Annotated in this window: 12 protein-coding genes; 8 read left to right on the forward strand and 4 right to left on the reverse strand. The window is 71.6% G+C overall.

Going from position 1 to position 18,148, the window contains the following annotated elements; all coding sequences use genetic code 11:
• Window positions 1-133: 133 nt before the first annotated feature.
• Entirely contained in the window at window positions 134-1,600 is a 1,467-nt protein-coding gene (locus OG989_RS15215) for an NAD-dependent malic enzyme (protein ID WP_089001418.1), read from the reverse strand.
• Between the two features lie 174 nt (window positions 1,601-1,774).
• Between OG989_RS15215 and hflX the strand changes: the two genes are divergently transcribed.
• Window positions 1,775-3,226, forward strand: coding sequence for a GTPase HflX (gene hflX / locus OG989_RS15220; RefSeq protein ID WP_327030861.1), 1,452 nt, complete (start codon window positions 1,775-1,777; stop codon window positions 3,224-3,226).
• Between the two features lie 51 nt (window positions 3,227-3,277).
• Entirely contained in the window at window positions 3,278-5,050 is a 1,773-nt protein-coding gene (locus OG989_RS15225; RefSeq protein ID WP_327030862.1) for a hypothetical protein, read from the forward strand.
• 164 nt (window positions 5,051-5,214) lie between these two features.
• Here the strand turns inward: OG989_RS15225 and lexA are convergent, their stop codons facing one another.
• Window positions 5,215-5,997, reverse strand: a complete 783-nt coding sequence (gene lexA, locus OG989_RS15230; protein ID WP_327030863.1) for a transcriptional repressor LexA — start codon at window positions 5,995-5,997, stop codon at window positions 5,215-5,217.
• Window positions 5,998-6,598: 601 nt separating this feature from the next.
• Here lexA and nrdR point away from each other — a divergent pair.
• The 4 genes from nrdR (at window position 6,599) to OG989_RS15250 (ending at window position 11,782) form a co-directional block, all read left to right on the forward strand.
• Complete coding sequence (gene nrdR / locus OG989_RS15235) at window positions 6,599-7,099, forward strand: transcriptional regulator NrdR (RefSeq protein ID WP_132232964.1); 501 nt, start codon at window positions 6,599-6,601, stop codon at window positions 7,097-7,099.
• Window positions 7,100-7,166: 67 nt separating this feature from the next.
• Window positions 7,167-10,049, forward strand: coding sequence for a vitamin B12-dependent ribonucleotide reductase (locus OG989_RS15240; RefSeq protein ID WP_327030864.1), 2,883 nt, complete (start codon window positions 7,167-7,169; stop codon window positions 10,047-10,049).
• 117 nt (window positions 10,050-10,166) lie between these two features.
• Window positions 10,167-10,691 (forward strand): AAA family ATPase, encoded by a 525-nt coding sequence (locus OG989_RS15245; protein WP_151452424.1) that lies wholly within the window; start codon window positions 10,167-10,169, stop codon window positions 10,689-10,691.
• A 155-nt stretch (window positions 10,692-10,846) separates the two neighbouring features.
• Window positions 10,847-11,782 (forward strand): DUF2332 domain-containing protein, encoded by a 936-nt coding sequence (locus tag OG989_RS15250; protein WP_327030865.1) that lies wholly within the window; start codon window positions 10,847-10,849, stop codon window positions 11,780-11,782.
• 46 nt (window positions 11,783-11,828) lie between these two features.
• Here the strand turns inward: OG989_RS15250 and OG989_RS15255 are convergent, their stop codons facing one another.
• Window positions 11,829-12,146: a TraR/DksA family transcriptional regulator gene (locus OG989_RS15255; protein WP_151452426.1), complete on the reverse strand. Its 318-nt coding sequence runs from the start codon at window positions 12,144-12,146 to the stop codon at window positions 11,829-11,831.
• Window positions 12,147-12,559: 413 nt separating this feature from the next.
• Window positions 12,560-13,831: an MFS transporter gene (locus tag OG989_RS15260; protein ID WP_327030866.1), complete on the reverse strand. Its 1,272-nt coding sequence runs from the start codon at window positions 13,829-13,831 to the stop codon at window positions 12,560-12,562.
• Between the two features lie 282 nt (window positions 13,832-14,113).
• Between OG989_RS15260 and OG989_RS15265 the strand changes: the two genes are divergently transcribed.
• Window positions 14,114-14,356, forward strand: a complete 243-nt coding sequence (locus tag OG989_RS15265) for a DUF5522 domain-containing protein (RefSeq protein ID WP_311413468.1) — start codon at window positions 14,114-14,116, stop codon at window positions 14,354-14,356.
• A 243-nt stretch (window positions 14,357-14,599) separates the two neighbouring features.
• Window positions 14,600-18,121: a LamG domain-containing protein gene (locus OG989_RS15270; protein ID WP_327030867.1), complete on the forward strand. Its 3,522-nt coding sequence runs from the start codon at window positions 14,600-14,602 to the stop codon at window positions 18,119-18,121.
• The last annotated feature ends 27 nt before the right edge of the window (window positions 18,122-18,148 follow it).

Below are 18,148 nucleotides of genomic sequence, written 5' to 3' on the forward strand. Positions count from 1 at the left end.
CGACTGGCCCCCTGACCCTGTTGATCATGAAGTTATTGCCGGGGAGGACGCTTTCCTGGGGCAATAACTTCATGATCAACGCGCTCGGGGCGCTCGGGGCGGGTGAGAGGTCGGGGCGGGGTGGGGTGAGGGGTCAGGGGGTGGCGCTGGCTTCGGCGGCGATCTCGGGGAGGTCGGCGGGGCCCGGGTCGGCGGCCGGGGCCGGAGCCGGGTTCTGGGCGGCGGCGCGGACCGCCGCGGCGACCGCCGGGGAGACCCGGGAGTCGAAGACGCTGGGCACGATCACCGTCGGGTTGATCTTGTCCTCGCCGACCACGTCCGCGATGGCCCGGGCCGCCGCGATCGCCATCTCCTCGGTGAACTCCTCGGCGTGCGCGTCCAGCATGCCCCGGAAGACACCCGGGAAGGCGAGCACGTTGTTGATCTGGTTCGGCTGGTCGGAGCGGCCGGTGGCGACCACGGCGGCGTACTTGCGCGCCTCCCGCGGGTCGACCTCCGGGTCCGGGTTGGCCAGCGCGAAGACGATCGAGTCCTTGGCCATCGTGGCGATGTCGTCGCCGGTGAGCAGGTTCGGCGCGCTCACCCCGATGAAGACGTCCGCGCCGCGTACCGCCCCGGCCAGGTCGCCGGAGTAGTTCTCCTTGTTCGTGTTCTCGGCCAGCCACTGCCAGGCCGGGTTGAGCCCGCTCTGGCCGCGGTGCAGGGCGCCCTGCCGGTCGTACGCGATGATGTCGCCGACGCCCTGGCGCAGCAGCAGCTTCATGATCGCGGTGCCGGCCGCGCCCGCGCCGGAGACCACGACCCGGACGTCCGCGAGCTGCTTGCCCACGACGCGCAGCGCGTTGGTCAGCGCGGCCAGCACGCAGATCGCGGTGCCGTGCTGGTCGTCGTGGAAGACCGGGATGTCCAGCGCCTCGCGCAGCCGCGCCTCGATCTCGAAGCAGCGCGGCGCGGCGATGTCCTCCAGGTTGATCCCGCCGTACGCCGGGGCGATCGCCTTGACGATCTGCACGATCTCGTCGGTGTCCTGGGTGTCGAGCACCACCGGCCAGGCGTCCACCCCGCCGAAGCGCTTGAACAGCGCGGCCTTGCCCTCCATCACGGGCAGCGACGCCGCCGGCCCTAGGTTGCCCAGGCCCAGCACGGCGGAGCCGTCGCTGACCACGGCCACGGTGTTGCGCTTGATGGTCAGCCGGCGGGCGTCGGCCGGGTTCTCCGCGATCGCCATGCAGACCCGCGCCACCCCCGGGGTGTACGCCCGGGACAGCTCGTCGCGGTTGCGCAGCGCCACCTTCGAGCTGACCTCGATCTTGCCGCCGAGGTGCAGGAGGAAGGTCCGGTCGGAGACCTTGCGCACGTCCACGCCGTCCAGCGCCGTCAACGCGTCGACCACCTGGTCGGCGTGGCTGGCGTCAGCGGTGTCGCAGGTCAGGTCGACGAGCACGTGGGTCGGGTCGGAGTCCACCACGTCGAGCGCGGTGACGATCGCCCCGGCCTCACCCACGGAGGTGGTCAGCCGGCCGATCGAGGACGCGTCCGCCGGCACGGCGATCCGAATCGTGATCGAGAATCCGGCACTTGGAAGTCGGGTGATGGCCACGGGGTCCCTCCGTCGACGCTGAACGGCTGCCCCGCATTTCTACTCGCCCCGGCGGGCCCCTCCGGCATCCGCCCCCACTTTTGTGGCCCGTTCGAGCGGGCATATAGCGGGTGCGTTCCGCGTTGGCACATGTCAGGATTGCTCGGTACGTGACAGAACGGACAGGAGACCGGCTTGCACAACCAGGAGACCCTTCTTCCCTACGAGGACGACGAGCTCGACGCCACCACCGGTGAGTTCGAGCTGTCGGAGCGGCAGGCGCTGCGGCGGGTCCCCGGCCTCTCCACCGAGCTCGCGGACATCACCGAGGTCGAGTACCGCCAGCTGCGCCTGGAGCGCGTGGTCCTCGTCGGCGTCTGGACCGAGGGCTCGCAGAGCGACGCCGAGAACTCCCTCACCGAGCTGGCCGCGCTGGCGGAGACCGCCGGCTCGCAGGTGCTCGAGGGGCTGATCCAGCGGCGCAACCGCCCCGACCCCGCCACCTACGTCGGCCGGGGCAAGGTCGACGACCTCGGCTCGGTGGTGCTCTCCACCGGCGCCGACACGGTGATCTGCGACGGTGAGCTGTCGCCGTCCCAGCTGCGCAACCTGGAGCAGCGCACCAAGGTCAAGGTGGTCGACCGCACCGCGCTGATCCTCGACATCTTCGCCCAGCACGCCAAGAGCAAGGAGGGCAAGGCGCAGGTCGAGCTGGCCCAGCTCGAATACCTGCTGCCGCGCCTGCGCGGTTGGGGTGAGACCCTCTCGCGGCAGACCGGTGGTAGCGGTCGTGGCGGCGGCGCCGGCGGCGGCGTGGGTCTGCGTGGCCCCGGTGAGACGAAGCTGGAGACCGACCGGCGCCGGATCCGCCACCGCATCTCCCGGCTGCGCCGAGAGATCAAGGGCATGCGGACCGTACGCCAGACCAAGCGCGCCCGGCGTTCCCGCAACGCCGTGCCGGCCGTGGCCATCGCCGGCTACACCAACGCTGGCAAGTCGAGCCTGCTCAACCGGCTCACCGGGGCGGGCGTGCTGGTGGAGAACGCGCTCTTCGCCACCCTCGACCCGACCACCCGCAAGGCCACCACGGCCGACGGACGGCTCTACACCCTCTCCGACACGGTCGGGTTCGTCCGGCACCTGCCCCACCAGATCGTCGAGGCGTTCCGCTCGACCCTGGAGGAGGTCGCCGAGGCCGACCTGGTGGTGCACGTCGTCGACGGCACCCACCCGGACCCGGAGGAGCAGGTCCGGGCGGTCCACGAGGTGCTCGCCGAGGTGGGCGCCGACCGGCTGCCCGAGCTGCTGGTGGTCAACAAGACCGACGCGGCCGACGAGGAGACGCTGCTGCGGCTCAAGCGGCTCTGGCCGGAGGCGGTCTTCGTCTCCGCGCACTCGGGTCGCGGGATCGACGGGCTGCGCGAGGCCGTCGAGGCGCGGCTGCCCCGCCCGGCCGTGGAGGTCCGCGCGGTGCTGCCGTACGACCGGGGCGACCTGGTGGCCCGGGTGCACCGTCAGGGCGAGGTGCTGAGCACCTCCCACCTGCCGGAGGGCACCCTGGTGCACGTGCGGGTCGGTGAGGCGCTCGCCGCCGAGTTGGCGCCGTTCCGGGCGGACGAGGACCAGGCGGTCGCGGGCGCCCGGTGATGCCCTCCCGGCGTCACGCGTCGGAAACGCCCGGCATGCGACACTGATTCAATGCGCCGCGCTGTTTCTTCGGTCACGGTCGCCCTCGGCTTGCTGGGGGCGACCGTGGCGTGTACCGGAGTCGCCCTGGCGGCGGCGCCCGCCTCGGCCGCGTCCCCACTCGCGGCAGCTCCCGGCAAGAAGCGGTGCACGGTCACCGACGAGCGGCTGCGGGAGCTGTCGGGCCTGGTGGCCACCAAGAGCGGCTACATCGTGATCAACGACGGCACCGACGTGGAGAGCCGCAAGCGGGTCTTCTTCCTCGACACCAAGTGCGGGATCGCGAAGGAGCCGGTCCGCTACTCGGGTCAGGGGCCGTTTGACACCGAGGACCTGGCGCTCTCCCCGGACGGCACGACGATCTGGATCGCCGACACCGGTGACAACGTCACCAGCCGGGAGCGTCGCCCGCGGGTGGCGCTGTGGAGCATGCCGGTCAACGGGTCGAAGCGGCCGGTGCTGCACCGCCTCTCCTACCCGGAGGGCAAGCCGCACGACGCCGAGGCGCTGCTGATCGGCGACGACGGCAACCCGTTGATCATCACCAAGGTGATGTCCGGCAAGGCCCAGATCTTCACCCCCGCCGAGAAGATGAAGAGCGGGGACACCCCGGCCGTACCGATGAAACAGGTCGGCGAGATCAGCCTGCCGGAGACGGACACGGACAACCGGCTCGGCGCCCCCGGCCGCGTCGCGATCACCGGCGCGGCCCGGTCCCCCGACGGCTCCCGGGTGGTGGTGCGCACCTACGCCGACGCCTTCGAGTACGACGTGACCGACGGCAACGTCGTGGCGGCCCTGACCAGCGGCAAGCCCCGGGTGACAGCGCTCGCCGACCCGTTCGGTGAGGCGATCACCTACAGCCCCGACGGCAAGACCTTCCTGACCGTCTCCGACGGCGGCCAGCTCGACGAGGACGCGCCGATCGACATCCTCGGCTACACACCCTCCGCGGAGGGCGCGAAGCCGGTGGCCGGCGGTGGCGGCGCGCCGAAGAAGGCCGGCCAGTCCTGGGTCGACGGCCTGAGCCTGAGCGACATCACGTACCTGATCGCGGCCGTGGGGGTGATCGGCGCGCTGATGGTGGCGGCGGGTGTCTTCGGCATCCTCCGGTCCCGGCGCAAGCCGGCGCCTCCCCGCGACGACGACGGTGCCGACCGCGACGACGTCCCCGCCGACGACCGGCGTGGGCCGGCGGACGACGGCTTCCTTCCGCCGGGCGACCGGGGCCGGGGCGGCGTCTACGGCGGTGCACCGGCGGCCGGGGTCTACGGCGGCCCGGCCGGTGGGCGCGGCGGTCCCCCGCCGGCCGGCGGGGGACCCGGTGGCGCCCGCCCGGCCGGCGGGGGCGTCTACGGTGGCGCCCGTCCGGCTGCTGGCGGCGGGGTCTACGGCGGCGGTCGTCCGCCTGTGGACGGGCCGCCCGGCCTGGGTGGGCCGCCGCCAGGCGGCGGCGGGCGTCAGGGTGGCGGTGGTGGCCGTCAGGGCGGTGGCCGTCAGGGCGGCGGCGGGCGCCAGGGTGGTGGCGGACGCCAGGGTGGCGGTGGTCGCCAGGGCGACGGTCGTCCCGGTGGCGGTGTCTACGGGGGCGGCGGGCAGCCGGGCGGTGGCGTCTACGGCGCTGGCCGGGCGGAGCCGCCGCGTCGGGGCGACGAATCGGACCCCCTTGGCCAGCGGCCGGTCCGCCGGCGCGACGACGGCCCCGACGACGGTCGCGGTTACGGTCACGTGCCAGGTGGTGGCCGGGGCTACCGGGGCGACCGCTACCGAGGCGACCGCTACTGAGGCTGGGCCTGCCGGAACGACGGCTAGTGAGACTGGGCCTGCCGGGGCGACCGCTACCGGGGCGCTGGGCCCTGCCGGAGACGGCAAGGGACGCTCAGGGCCCGCAGCCGAGCGGCACGGCGCCCGGGTGACCGCCGACGGCGGCCACCCGGCGCGGTGGCGGATCAGATGCGGCGCAGCACCGCGACGACCCGGCCCATGATCGTGGCGTCGTCGCCGGGGATCGGGTCGAAGGCCGGGTTCTGCGGCATGAGCCAGACGTGCCCGTCGCGGCGGCGGTAGGTCTTCACGGTCGCCTCGCCGTCGAGCATGGCGGCGACGATGTCGCCGGCCTCGGCGGTCGGCTGCTGCCGGACCACGACCCAGTCGCCGTCGCAGATCGCCGCGTCCAGCATCGAGTCGCCCTTGACCTGGAGCATGAAGACCTCCCCCTCACCCACCAGCTCGCGGGGGAGGGGGAAGATGTCCTCCACGGCCTGCTCGGCCAGGATCGGGCCACCGGCCGCGATCCGGCCCAGCATCGGCACGTAGGCCGGGGTGGGACGCTGCGAGCGGGCCAGCTCGTCGTCGACCTCGGCGGGCGCCCGGACGTCCACGGCGCGCGGCCGGTTGGGGTCGCGGCGCAGGAAGCCCTTCTTCTCCAGCTCCTTGAGCTGGTAGGCGACGCTGGACGGCGAGACCAGGCCGACGGCCTCGCCGATCTCGCGCACGCTCGGCGGGTAGCCGTGCCGCTCGACCCAGCTGCGGATGAACTCCAGGATCCGGCGCTGCCGGGCGGTGAGATCCACCGTCGCGGGGTCGGGGAAGGCACTGACCACCGGGGTGACCGGGCGCACGGCGGGCTGCCCGGTCCGGCTGCGCGCGGCGCCCCGGCGTCGGGTGGCCGGCGGTCCCGCCTCGGTGATCTGCTGCGGGCTCTTCGGCCGGCTGGCCCGATCCTCGGTCACGTCCGTCCTCCCTGGTCGGCGCTGGGTGCCTTGGCGGCTCGTGGTGCGTGCGGGGGTGCTGGTGTGCGGTGATGCTGGTGCGTGCGGTGGTGCGAGGTGACCGGTGGACGGAGGATTCCGCGCCCGGCTGTTCAAGACCGTATAGGTGAGATCGGTCATTTTCAAACATCTGTACGACCTTGCTCGGCGTGTCGGGGTGAAAAACCGCTCCGCTCGTACTCGTGTTCTGATAAATGGTACGCCGGGTCGAACGGGTGTTCGACTTTCGTCCGATCGTCGGCCGTTTCGCACCGGCCGGACCGGTAACCCGCGGGGGCGTCGGACGGTTGGTCCTGCGGCGGGCGGCGGTGCCGGTCGATCCCGGAGTCGGGTGACGCGCCGGACACGCCGGCCAACTTGACCTCCGATCCGCAGCGGCCTACGGTCAACCCCTAGATGTAGTAGTCACACGGGCGTAAGTCGCCTACAGGTTGGGTTCGACTACCCACCGCACTCCGGCACCGTCGACACGGCGAAGACCATCGGCAGATGGCTCCGTCGCGCTGACGCGTGCCCGGCGAGCGGTCGGCGGACCCGCGATCGACGAAGGAGGTCGGGTGCGATGCGGTGTCCGTACTGCCGGCACGCCGACTCCCGGGTGGTCGACTCGCGGGAGGCCGACGACGGCCAGTTGATCCGCCGGCGGCGATCCTGCCCGGAGTGCGGCAAGCGGTTCACCACCGTCGAGGAGGCGGTCCTCGCGGTCGTCAAGCGCAGCGGGGTGACCGAGCCGTTCAGCCGTACGAAGATCGTCGGCGGGGTGCGCAAGGCGTGCCAGGGCCGGCCCGTGGACGACGACTCGCTCGCGCTGCTCGCGCAGAAGGTCGAGGAGACCGTCCGGGCCAAGGGAGCCGCCGAGATCCCCAGCCACGAGGTGGGGCTGGCCATCCTGGGCCCGCTACGGGACCTGGACGAGGTCGCCTACATGCGGTTCGCCAGCGTCTACCGGTCGTTCGACTCGCTCGCCGACTTCGAGCGCGAGATCGAGACGCTGCGAGCCGCCGCGCGCGCCCGGGAGGGCGCCGGGGCCGACGCGGCCGAGGCCGCCGGCCGTACCAGTTGAATTCTTCGCAGTTTGTTGACAGTCGGATCGGGCGGCGGGTGGCCGTGCGGACGAGGGGGCGGATGAGATGTCGGGGGACGGTGTGACAACCAGCAGGGCACGCAACAAGGCCGGCGCGGGGCTCAAGATCGAGCGGGTCTGGACGACCGAGGGGGTGCACCCCTACGACGAGGTCGCCTGGGAGCGCCGCGACATCGTCATGACCAACTGGCGGGACGGCTCGGTCAACTTCGAGCAGCGCGGCGTCGAGTTCCCGGAGTCGTGGAGCGTCAACGCGGCGAACATCGTGACCACCAAGTACTTCCGGGGCGCCGTGGGCACCCCGGAGCGGGAGTGGTCGCTGCGGCAGTTGATCGACCGGGTGGTCACCACCTACCGCACGGCGGGTGAGGAGTACGGCTACTTCGCCGGCCCGGCCGACGCCGAGATCTTCGCCCACGAGCTGACCTGGATGCTGCTGCACCAGGTGTTCAGCTTCAACTCGCCCGTCTGGTTCAACGTCGGCACGCCCTCGCCGCAGCAGGTCAGCGCCTGCTTCATCCTGGCCGTCGACGACTCGATGGACTCCATCCTGGACTGGTACAAGGAGGAGGGGCTGATCTTCAAGGGCGGCTCCGGCTCCGGCGTGAACCTGTCCCGGATCCGTTCCTCCCGCGAGCTGCTCTCCTCCGGCGGCAACGCCTCCGGCCCGGTCAGCTTCATGCGCGGCGCGGACGCCTCCGCCGGCACCATCAAGTCCGGCGGCGCCACCCGGCGCGCGGCGAAGATGGTCATCCTCGACGTGGACCACCCGGACATCCAGGAGTTCGTGGTCACCAAGGCGCGCGAGGAGGACAAGATCCGCGCGCTGCGCGACGCCGGGTTCGACATGGACCTCGGCGGCGCCGACATCGTCAGCGTGCAGTACCAGAACGCCAACAACTCCGTCCGGGTCTCCGACGAGTTCATGACCGCGGTGGAGAACGGCGGCGGCTTCGACCTGCGCGGCCGGCTCGACGGCGCGGTGATCGAGACCATCGACGCCAAGAACCTGTTCCGCGCCATCTCCCAGGCCGCCTGGGAGTGCGCCGACCCCGGCCTCCAGTACGACGACACCATCAACGACTGGCACACCTGCCCGGAGACCGGGCGGATCACCGCGTCGAACCCGTGCTCGGAGTACCTGCACCTGGACAACTCCTCGTGCAACCTGGCCTCGCTCAACCTGATGAAGTTCCTCCGCGCCGACGGCGGCTTCGAGGTGGAGAAGTTCGTCCGGTCCGTCGAGTTCGTCATCACCGCGATGGACATCTCGATCTGCTTCGCCGACTTCCCGACCGAGAAGATCGGCGAGACCACCCGCGCCTACCGGCAGCTCGGCATCGGCTACGCCAACCTCGGCGCCCTGCTGATGGCCTCCGGCCTGCCCTACGACTCGGAGCAGGGCCGCTCGGTCGCCGCGGCGATCACCTCGCTGATGACCGGCACCGCGTACCGCCGCTCGGCCGAGCTGGCCGGCGTCGTCGGCGCGTACGACGGCTACGCCCGCAACGCCGAGCCGCACAAGCGGGTCATGCGCAAGCACGCCGCCGCCAACGACGAGATCAAGCCCTCGGGCACGGTGGCCACCGCGATCGTCCGTGAGGCGACGAAGCAGTGGACCCAGGGCAACAAGATCGGTGACAAGTTCGGCTGGCGCAACTCCCAGGCCAGCGTGCTCGCGCCGACCGGCACCATCGGCCTGATGATGGACTGCGACACCACCGGCGTGGAGCCGGACCTGGCGCTGGTCAAGTTCAAGAAGCTGGTCGGCGGCGGCTCGATGCAGATCGTCAACCAGACGGTGCCGCGCGCCCTGCGCAGCCTCGGCTACCCCGAGGAGCAGGTCGAGGCGATCGTGGAGCACATCGCCGACCACGGCCACGTGGTCGACGCCCCGGGCCTCAAGCCGGAGCACTACCCGGTCTTCGACTGCGCGATGGGCGAGCGGTCCATCGCCCCGATGGGCCACGTGCGGATGATGGCGGCCGTCCAGCCGTTCATCTCCGGCGCCATCTCCAAGACGGTCAACATGCCGGAGCAGGCCACCGTCGAGGACGTCGAGAAGATCTACTTCGAGGGCTGGAAGCTCGGCCTCAAGGCGCTGGCGATCTACCGCGACAACTGCAAGGTCGGCCAGCCCCTGTCGGTCGCCAAGCCGAACAAGGCCGCCGCGACCATCCAGGCCCCGGCCGCCGAGGTGGAGAAGGTCGTCGAGAAGGTCGTCGAGTACCGCCCGGTGCGCAAGCGGCTGCCGAAGAAGCGTCCGTCCCAGACGGTCAGCTTCTCCGTCGGCGGCGCCGAGGGCTACCTCACCGCGTCGTCCTACCCGGACGACGGCCTCGGCGAGGTCTTCCTCAAGATGTCGAAGCAGGGCTCGACCCTGGCCGGCGTGATGGACGCCTTCTCGGTGGCCATCTCCATCGGTCTCCAGTACGGCGTCCCGCTGGAGACGTACGTCAGCAAGTTCACCAACATGCGCTTCGAGCCGGCCGGCATGACCGACGACCCGGACGTGCGGATGGCCGCCTCGGTGATGGACTACATCTTCCGTCGCCTGGCGCTGGACTTCCTGCCGTACGAGCGCCGCGCGGAACTGGGCATCTTCACCGCCAGCGAGCGGGCCGCCCAGCTCCGGGCCGAGGCGGAGGCGGAGGCGAGCGGTGCGGACCTCACCGCGATGGCCGCCTCCGCCCCGGTCGAGGCGCCGACCGAGCCGAAGACCGGCCCGATCGCCCAGCCGGCGCAGGAGACCGCCGACGTCGCCGCCGCCAAGCCGGCGCCGTCGGTCGGTTCCAGCACCGAACTGCTGGAGGCCGTGATCGGCAAGGCCGCCGACGCGCCGCTCTGCTTCACCTGCGGTACGAAGATGCGCCCGGCCGGTAGCTGCTACGTCTGCGAGGGCTGCGGCTCCACCAGCGGCTGCAGCTGACGTACGAGTGACAAGGTGGGCCGGTGGACATCCGCCGGCCCACCTTGCTTGCTCCGCGACAAGCAGGCCCAGCCATAAGGCCGACGCGTCGGCGGCACGGCGTTAGCATCGAGTCCCATGATCGTATGGATCAATGGCACCCACGGCGCAGGCAAGACAACGACCAGTGCCCTCGTGCAGCAACTGATCCCGGACTCGCGGGTGTTCGACGCCGAGAAGGTCGGCGAAACACTCATGGACATCACGCCGGGGCTGCCCGAAACGGACAATTTCCAGCACTGGCCGCCGTGGCGGCAGTTGGTCGTCGAGACCGCTCGACGCGTCCTCGACTACACCGGCGGCACTCTGGTGGTGCCCATGACTGTCCTGGTCGAGCAGTACTGGCGTGAGATCAGCGCTGGCCTCGCCCAACATGCCATCCCGGTGAGGCACTTCGTGCTCCATGCCGACCGCGACACACTTCGCGGGCGCATCGAGGGGGAACATCCCGTCCCTTCACCATTTCGTCTCAGGTACCTCGATGCCTATTCGGAGGCGGCCCGCACGTGGTTGCACGCCGAGGCCGAGGTCGTCGACACCACGCACCTCACCCCCGCACAGGCCGCCCTACACATCGCAGTGGCCGTGGGGAGTGAGAGTTGAGCGTGATCGAGGGCGCGCCGGTGTCGTTGTGCGTCCACACGTGGTCCTACCTGGCGTGGCGGCCGAGGACCTGACCCATATCCCCGCTGGGCTGTTGCACCGGCATTTCCTGGGGGTGGCTCCGGTCGTGAGGCATCGACTGCGATCATCGGAGCATGACGATTGCCGAGAGCTACGTCGAGTTCGCCATCCGGGAGGCGCGCGGCGTGTCGCCGGCGTACGAGCGCCTGTCCCTCGCCGTCTCCCGCGACGACGAACTGCTGGCCCTGCTCGCCGCGCTCCCGCCGGCCAGGCGGCAGCCGAACCTGCTGTTCGGCGTCGTACGACTGCTCGGCGGGCCGGTCGACGACCCGGCGGCCTTCCGCGACTTCGCGCTGGCGAACTGGCCGGCGATCGAGGCGGAACTGCGCACCCGCGCGACCCAGACGAACGAGCCCGGGCGGTGTGCGGTACTGCTGCCCGTGCTCGCCGCGTTGCCGCAGCCGCTGGCGTTGCTGGAGGTCGGCGCGTCCGCCGGGCTCTGCCTCTACCCCGACCGGTACGCCTACCGCTACGGCGACCACGCGCTCGGCGCGGGCGAACCGGTCCTCGGTTGCGCGGCCTCCGGCCTGGCCCCGCCGGACCGGTTACCGGAGGTGGTGTGGCGGGCCGGCCTGGACCTCAATCCGCTGCGGGTGACCGAGCCGGCGGACGTGGCCTGGCTCGACGCCCTCATCTGGCCGGAGCACACGCACCGCCGCGCCCGGCTGCGGGCCGCCGCGGCCGTCGCCGCGGCCGACCCGCCGCTGCTCACCCGCGGCGACCTGGCGGACGACCTGCCCGCACTGGCCGCGCGGGCGCCGGCCGGCGCGACGCTGGTGGTGTTCCACACCAGCGTGCTCTACCAGGTGCCGGCGCCGCGCCGGGCGGCGTTCGCCGACGCGGTACGCGGCCTGCCCGGCCACTGGATCTCCAACGAGTCCCCGGACGTGCTGCCCCACGACGCGTTGCCGGAGCCGCCGGACGAGGCGCTGTACAACGTGCTCGCGCTGGACGGCCGACCACTCGCCTGGACGAGCCCGCACGGGCAGGCGATGACCTGGTTCGGGTGACCCGACGGGCTGCCGTGCCGTGCGCCGGCACGGCAGCCCGCGTACGTCACTGCTGCTTCTGCTGGCAGGGCACGCAGAAGCGGGCGTGCGGTAGCACCTCCAGGCGCTCCCGGGGGATCGCGGCGGAGCAGCGCTCGCAGATGCCGTAGCGGCCCTCGGCGAGGCGGCGCAGCGCCCCGCTGACCTGCTCGATGCTCCGCCGGGTGGCGGCGATCAGCGCGCTCTGGGTGTGCGCCTCGCCCGGGTCGCCGGTGTCGGCGGTGAGCTGCGTCAGCCGGACGGTCTGCGCCTCGAAGTCGTTGGTCAGTGTCGTACGCAGGTCGTCGAGCCACTTCTGCTCGCTGGACTGGGTGGGCGTGGTCATGGCGTAGCTCCTCGGGAAAAAGAAAAAAGGCCGAAGCTGGATAGCTTCGCCCTGGTGGCCGTTCGCAAGAGTTGCAATCGGTTCACGGAGGGCCACGTCCGGCGGGGCTCGGCAGTCGGGAGGCGACCGAGCCGGCGCACGACGGCGCGACCGCGGATCGCACCACCCGGGTCGCCACGTTCACCCGCAGGGCACACCGGCAGGCAGCAGCGGGCGTCGCCGTCACCACGACGGCGGTGCTGTTCTGCTGACCGGTCGAACACATGCAGCCACCATAGGCCGGGCGGGGCGGAAAGCCAACGTGCTTCCGTGCGCACGGGGGACGGCCCGGTGCCCCGGGGCCACCCGGCGGGGCGTGCGGCCTGATCGGCCGGCGTCAGGTTCCGCCCGGAGCCGGTGCTGGCATCGACCGGTCAGGCCGCCGGCATGTCCCGCATCCGCCGCAGCGGGGAGAGGACGACGAAGAGCGCGGCGCTCCACGTGCCGAGGACGCAGATCCACAGCGCCGGCCGCAGCCCGAGCTGGCTGGCGAGCGCGCCGCCGGTGAGCGCGCCGAGCGGGATCACGCCGAAACAGACCCAGAGGAACGCCGCGTTCACCCGGCCCAGCAGGGCGGGCGGTGTGATCCGCTGCCGGTACGTCAGGGTGGCCACGTTGTAGAGCACCGCGTTGGCGGAGAACGCGGCCAGGCCGATGCCGTAGAGCAGCATCCCCCAGCCGGGCCGAGCCAGGGGCATGAGCAGGTAGAGCGGGCCCGGGGCGGCCATCGCCACCCAGATCACCCGGGCCGAGCCGAGCCACGCGGTCAACCGACCGGCGAACGCGCCGACCACCAGGCCGCCCACCGCGCTGACCGAGAAGACGAGCCCGACCAGCGCCGGCGTGGCGTGCAGCTCCTCGAGCAGGAAGACCACCTCGATGGAGCCGGACGCCATGACGAAGAAGTTCGAGGCGGTGGTGCAGGCGAGGATGCTGCGCAGGATCGGCTGGCGGCGGATGAAGCCCAGCCCTTCGGTCATCTCCACCCGCAGGGGCACCCGGTCGCGCCGGGGCGCGGGCTCGCTCGGGGCCTCCCGGATCAGCAGCAGGGTCAACCCGCTCACGGCGAAGGCGAGGCCGGTGACGACGAAGGTCCTCGCGGCGCCGACGAGCCCGACGAGCACGCCGCCGATCGTCGGACCGACGAGCTCGGCGGAGTCCTGGCTGACGGTGAGCTTCGCGTTGGCGTCCACGAGCCGGTCCGGCGGCACCAGCCTCGGCAGCATGCTCTTGTGGGCCACGGTGAACAGGACGGTGAGCACGCCGGAGATCCCGACCACCGCGTACAGGAAGCCGAGGGTGAGCAGGTCGGCCAGGGCGACCACCGGCACCGACAGCAGCAACGCCGCGCGGCCCAGGTCGCAGGCCACCATCAGCCGCCGCTGGTCGACCCGGTCGGCGAGGATCCCGGCGGGCAGGGAGAAGATCAGGTACGGCAGCCAGGCGAGCGCGGTCAGCAGCGCGACCTGGAAGACGCTGGCGTCGAGCGTGCCGACGGCGAGCAGCGGCACCGCCACGTTGGAGACCCGGGTGCCCAGCTCGCTGACCGTCTGCCCGGCCAGGAGCAGCCCGAAGTTGCGGCTGCGCAGCAGCGAGGGCCGTCTCGGGGCGGCACCTCCGATGGGTGTGGCGGCCTGCTGCGTCACGTCGGATTCCCGGCGTGGGTCGGTGACTGCCGTGGGGAGGCCGCCGACCTCGCGGGGGCCGACGCGGCTCGCGGGCGCCCGGCCCGTCCGTGGTCCATCCGGCCAGCCTGCCGACCCCGCCCGGATCGACGCCACTGGTTATCCGATCCCACCCGGCCGGCGCGCCGCGCTGCGTGCACGTGGTCGCGTCGGCCATCCGCAGCGCCGCGACCTGCGGGATCCGGCGGTGGCCCGACGCCTCGCCCGGGCAGGTGCCGACGAGCGGGTCTCTAGACTGCGCCGGTGACCGGAGAGCGACGACCGCTGGCGGACCGGCCGCTGACCGAGCCGCACCCGTCCCGGCTGCCGGCGGAGCACCCGGACCGGGAGCGGATCCTGGCCGCGCACGCCGCCGCCCTGGCCGCCGGCGAGGCCGGCTACCTCGACCCGGCCAGCGGTCTCTTCGTGCTCAGCGCGGGTTTCCTGGCCCGGCGCGGCACCTGCTGCGGGCGCGGCTGCCGGCACTGCCCGTACGTTGACGACTGACCAGCCGTAGGGGTCTTCCACCGGGTAGGGGATTACCTACGGCCACCAGGGGTGGGCCTTTGTCCGCGCCTGAGGCTTTGGTGGCAGCAGTTTGTAGTCGGGTATTTACTTGCCGGGTAGAGGATCTCTAAAGTTCGCTCGCTATTGTGCGGGTGATCGGGGGACCTCGTGGTCGTGTCGTGGAAGCGTCGTGCCTTCATCTGGCTGACTTCCGTCAGTGTCGGCGTCTCGGGCAGCGGGCTCGTGGTGGCTCCGTCAGCCGTCGCCGCTCCCACTCCGGCGGCGCAGCGGGAGTGTGGCAGCGCCGAGGCGCCGGACGAGGCGGCGGCAGCCAGGCTGGCGGCGGCCTGCGGCCGGCCGGTCGAGGCGCTCAGCGAGCGCACGGAGTACGCGCACGTGACCGTCGCCCCGGACGGCGTCCGCAAGCTGGTCGCGGCGGTCGCACCCCAGCGGGTACGCCGCGCGGACGGCTCCTGGGCGGCCATCGACCCCGGCCTGCGTCAGCGGGGCGACAGGTTGGTTCCGACCGCGACCCTGGCCGACGTGTCGTTCTCCACCGGCGGTGCGGGTCCGCTCGTGACGTGGCGGGAGGCCGGGTCGACCTTCACCCTCGGCTGGCCGCTGGGATCGTTGCCGAAGCCTCAGGTGAACGGCCCCACCGCCACGTACCCGTCCGTGCTGAAGGGCGTCAACCTGCACGTCACCGCGACCGCCGAGGGCTACACGCACGTGGTGGAGGTGCTCACCCCTGAGGCCGCCGCACAGCCGGCGATCAAGGCGTTGCGCTACCGCACCGGCGGTGACATGAGGATCGCCCAGGCCGCCGATGGCGCCATGCGGTTGGTGACCGCCGCAGGGGTCACCGTCGCCACCTCGGCGCCAGCGCGGATGTGGGACTCCTCCGACGACCCGGCCCGGGCTGGCGAGGTGCTGCCTGCCCAGGCGGCAGCACGGCTGAAGACCCCGCGGGGCGAATGGGCCACCGCCACCGAACCGGCGGTGACCTCGCGAAGCGCGAAGGTGCGCGTCGCCGCGTCGGGCGCCCAGTTCACCGTCACCCCCGACGCCGAACTGATGGCCGACCCTGGGCTCACCTACCCGATCTACATCGATCCGCAGTTCGAGAAGCTGCGGACGAAGTGGGCGTACTCCACCAGCAACGGCGAGAACAACGACACCACCGTGGCCCGGGTGGGGCGCCAGCCGTACCCGGAGGGCGGCAACGGGGAGCGCTACCGCTCCTACTACGACTTCAACGTGTCGGGCCTCAAGGGCAAGCAGATCCTGGGCGGGACGATCCGGGTCACGCTCGACCACTCGTACTCCTGCGACCCGACCTGGGTCTACGCCTACCGGACGAACGCCATCACGGTGGCGAGCGGCGGCCGGATGGCCTGGACGACCCGGCCGCTGCCCGCCACCTACCTCGACTCGTGGGAGGGCAACGCGAACGAGGCGGGTGGCTGCGGTGCGATCCAGCCCGACGACGACGCCGAGTTCTCCAGCACCGCCGTGGTCACGGACCTCCAGCAGGCCGCCACCAACGCATGGTCCGTCTACACGGTCGGCCTGTGCGCGTGCAATCCGTCCGGGGTGGGGGAGGACTTCGAGAGCCGGTGGAAGAAGTTCTACACCAACAAGGCGTGGCTCGAGGTCACCTACAACTCCAAGCCGGCCGTGCCGACCGGCCTCACCACGTCCGGCCAGGCGTGCGGTGCGACGATCGGTACCGCCTCGCCGGTGCTCAAGGCGTTCTACGGCGACGCGGACGGCGCCACGGACAGCCTGGTGGGCTACTTCCAGTACCGGCTGAAGGGCACCACGACGGTTACGGCGAAGACGGGGCAGACCAAGCCGGGCAACAACTACGGGGAGTCCGGCGTCATCAGCCTCGGGGCCGGCTCGGAGGGCAAGACGTACGAGTGGCAGGTGCAGACCAGGGACAGGGCGGGCCAGTACTCGGGATGGACGGCCTGGTGCAGCTTCACGGTGGACGTCTCCAAGCCGCTGCCCCCGACAGTGACCTCGACGGCGTACCCGGACGACGGCTCGGCCCACGGCGGACCCGGAGTCTCGGGGGCCTTCACCTTCGGCGCCGGCTCGCAGGACGCCGTGAAGTACGTCTACGGCTGGGCAGGCCAGACGACCCCTCTGACGACGGTGACCGTGGCCGCCGGCGCGTCCTACACGGTGACCCTGACGCCGCGGCGCTTCGGCTACAACGTGTTGGAGGTCTACAGCGTCGACAGTGCCAGCAAGCGCAGTGACACCACGGGACACCGGTTCCTCGTGAACGGCCCCTCCGCGCCGGTCGCGCACTGGCCACTCGACTCCGTCGACTCTCACTACCTCAAGAACGTGCAGGGCGGACCCGAACTCTCGTGGACCGGGAACAGCGCGTGGGCGGCCGACAGCCGGCTCTACGGCGAGTCGACCGCGTCGTTCGACAGGAGTTCGCACCTGTCGGGTGACGTGGCCCTGGACACGAGCAAGTCGTTCAGCGTCGCGGCCTGGGTGAATCTGGCCGACGCCGACACGACCGATCCCGACCCGGACCTCCCGACCGGCAACTGGACCGCCGTGAGCAAGTCCGGTGCCAACGTGGGCGCCTTCTACCTGGGCGCCCGCCTGGACTCCGGCCAGCCCAGGTGGAGCTTCATGCTCACGACGGCCGACGCCGGCCAGGGCAACTCCGTCACGACGGTCTTCTCGTCCGGAAGCCTGACCACTCGGGACGTGGGTAGGTGGACTCATCTCGCCGGCGCCTACGACGCCGGGACCGGCAGCGTGACGTTGTACGTCAACGGTGTCGTCGTCGGCTCCGGCACTCGCACCTCGGCCGGATGGAACGCCAGCGGTCCCGCGGTCATCGGCGGCGCTATGTGGACCGCCGCCAGTGGTGCCCCGTACATCACCGACCGGTGGCGCGGTCAGATCACCGATGTGCGGATGTGGAATCGCGTCCTCACGTCCGACGACCTGAACGGGACGGACGAGGACGCAGAGGCAGGGACCCAGGCGGTGTCCGGCATCATGGCACCGATCGAAGTCGCCAACTGGGACTTCAACGGTGCGCTCTCGTCCGGCTGCCAGTCAGCCATGAGCGTCTCCTACTGGCAGCAGTACCTGGACCTCTACGGCTGCACCGACCCGTACTCCGCCGCGCAGAACGTCGGGTACACGGGCGACGGCTACGACGACAACGATGCCCTCTGGTTGAACGGCCCTCAGCCCGACGGATGGGGGAGCGCGTCCACGAGGAGCGGCTACGCCGGCACCTCTGACGCGGTCGTCAACACCGGTCAGTCGCTCACGGTTTCCGCCGCCGTGCGGATCAACGCGCTCGCGGACGAGGACCAGGTCATGGTTCGACAGGGCCTGGCCGCCGACCAGGAGGGCGCCTTCAAGCTCTACATGAACCGTTACGGCGAGTTGTCGTTCACCATCGCCTCGCCGGACGGCGCTGGCGGTGTCACCTGGGCCTCGACCAAGTCCGACGTCCGGGTGACCGCCGACGCGCTCGGCGCGTGGATCCACCTCGTCGGCGTCTTCGACGCCGGTTCCGGCGAGGTCCGGCTCTACGTGAACGGCGTACGGCAGGCGGCCGTCGCGACAGGCGCGACGGGCGGGGTCTCCCGGCAGCCCCTGTACGTCGGCGCGAACGGGAGCTGGAACGGCCCTCTACTCGGTGACATCGACCAGATCAAGGTGTACGCCGGCGCGATGTCGGACCGCGAGGCACGCGCCCTCCACCGCAACTCCTGACACCAGCCGGCCCTGGAGCAGCGCCGA

It is taken from the genome of Micromonospora sp. NBC_01740 (assembly GCF_035920365.1).
GTDB lineage: Bacteria > Actinomycetota > Actinomycetes > Mycobacteriales > Micromonosporaceae > Micromonospora > Micromonospora reichwaldensis.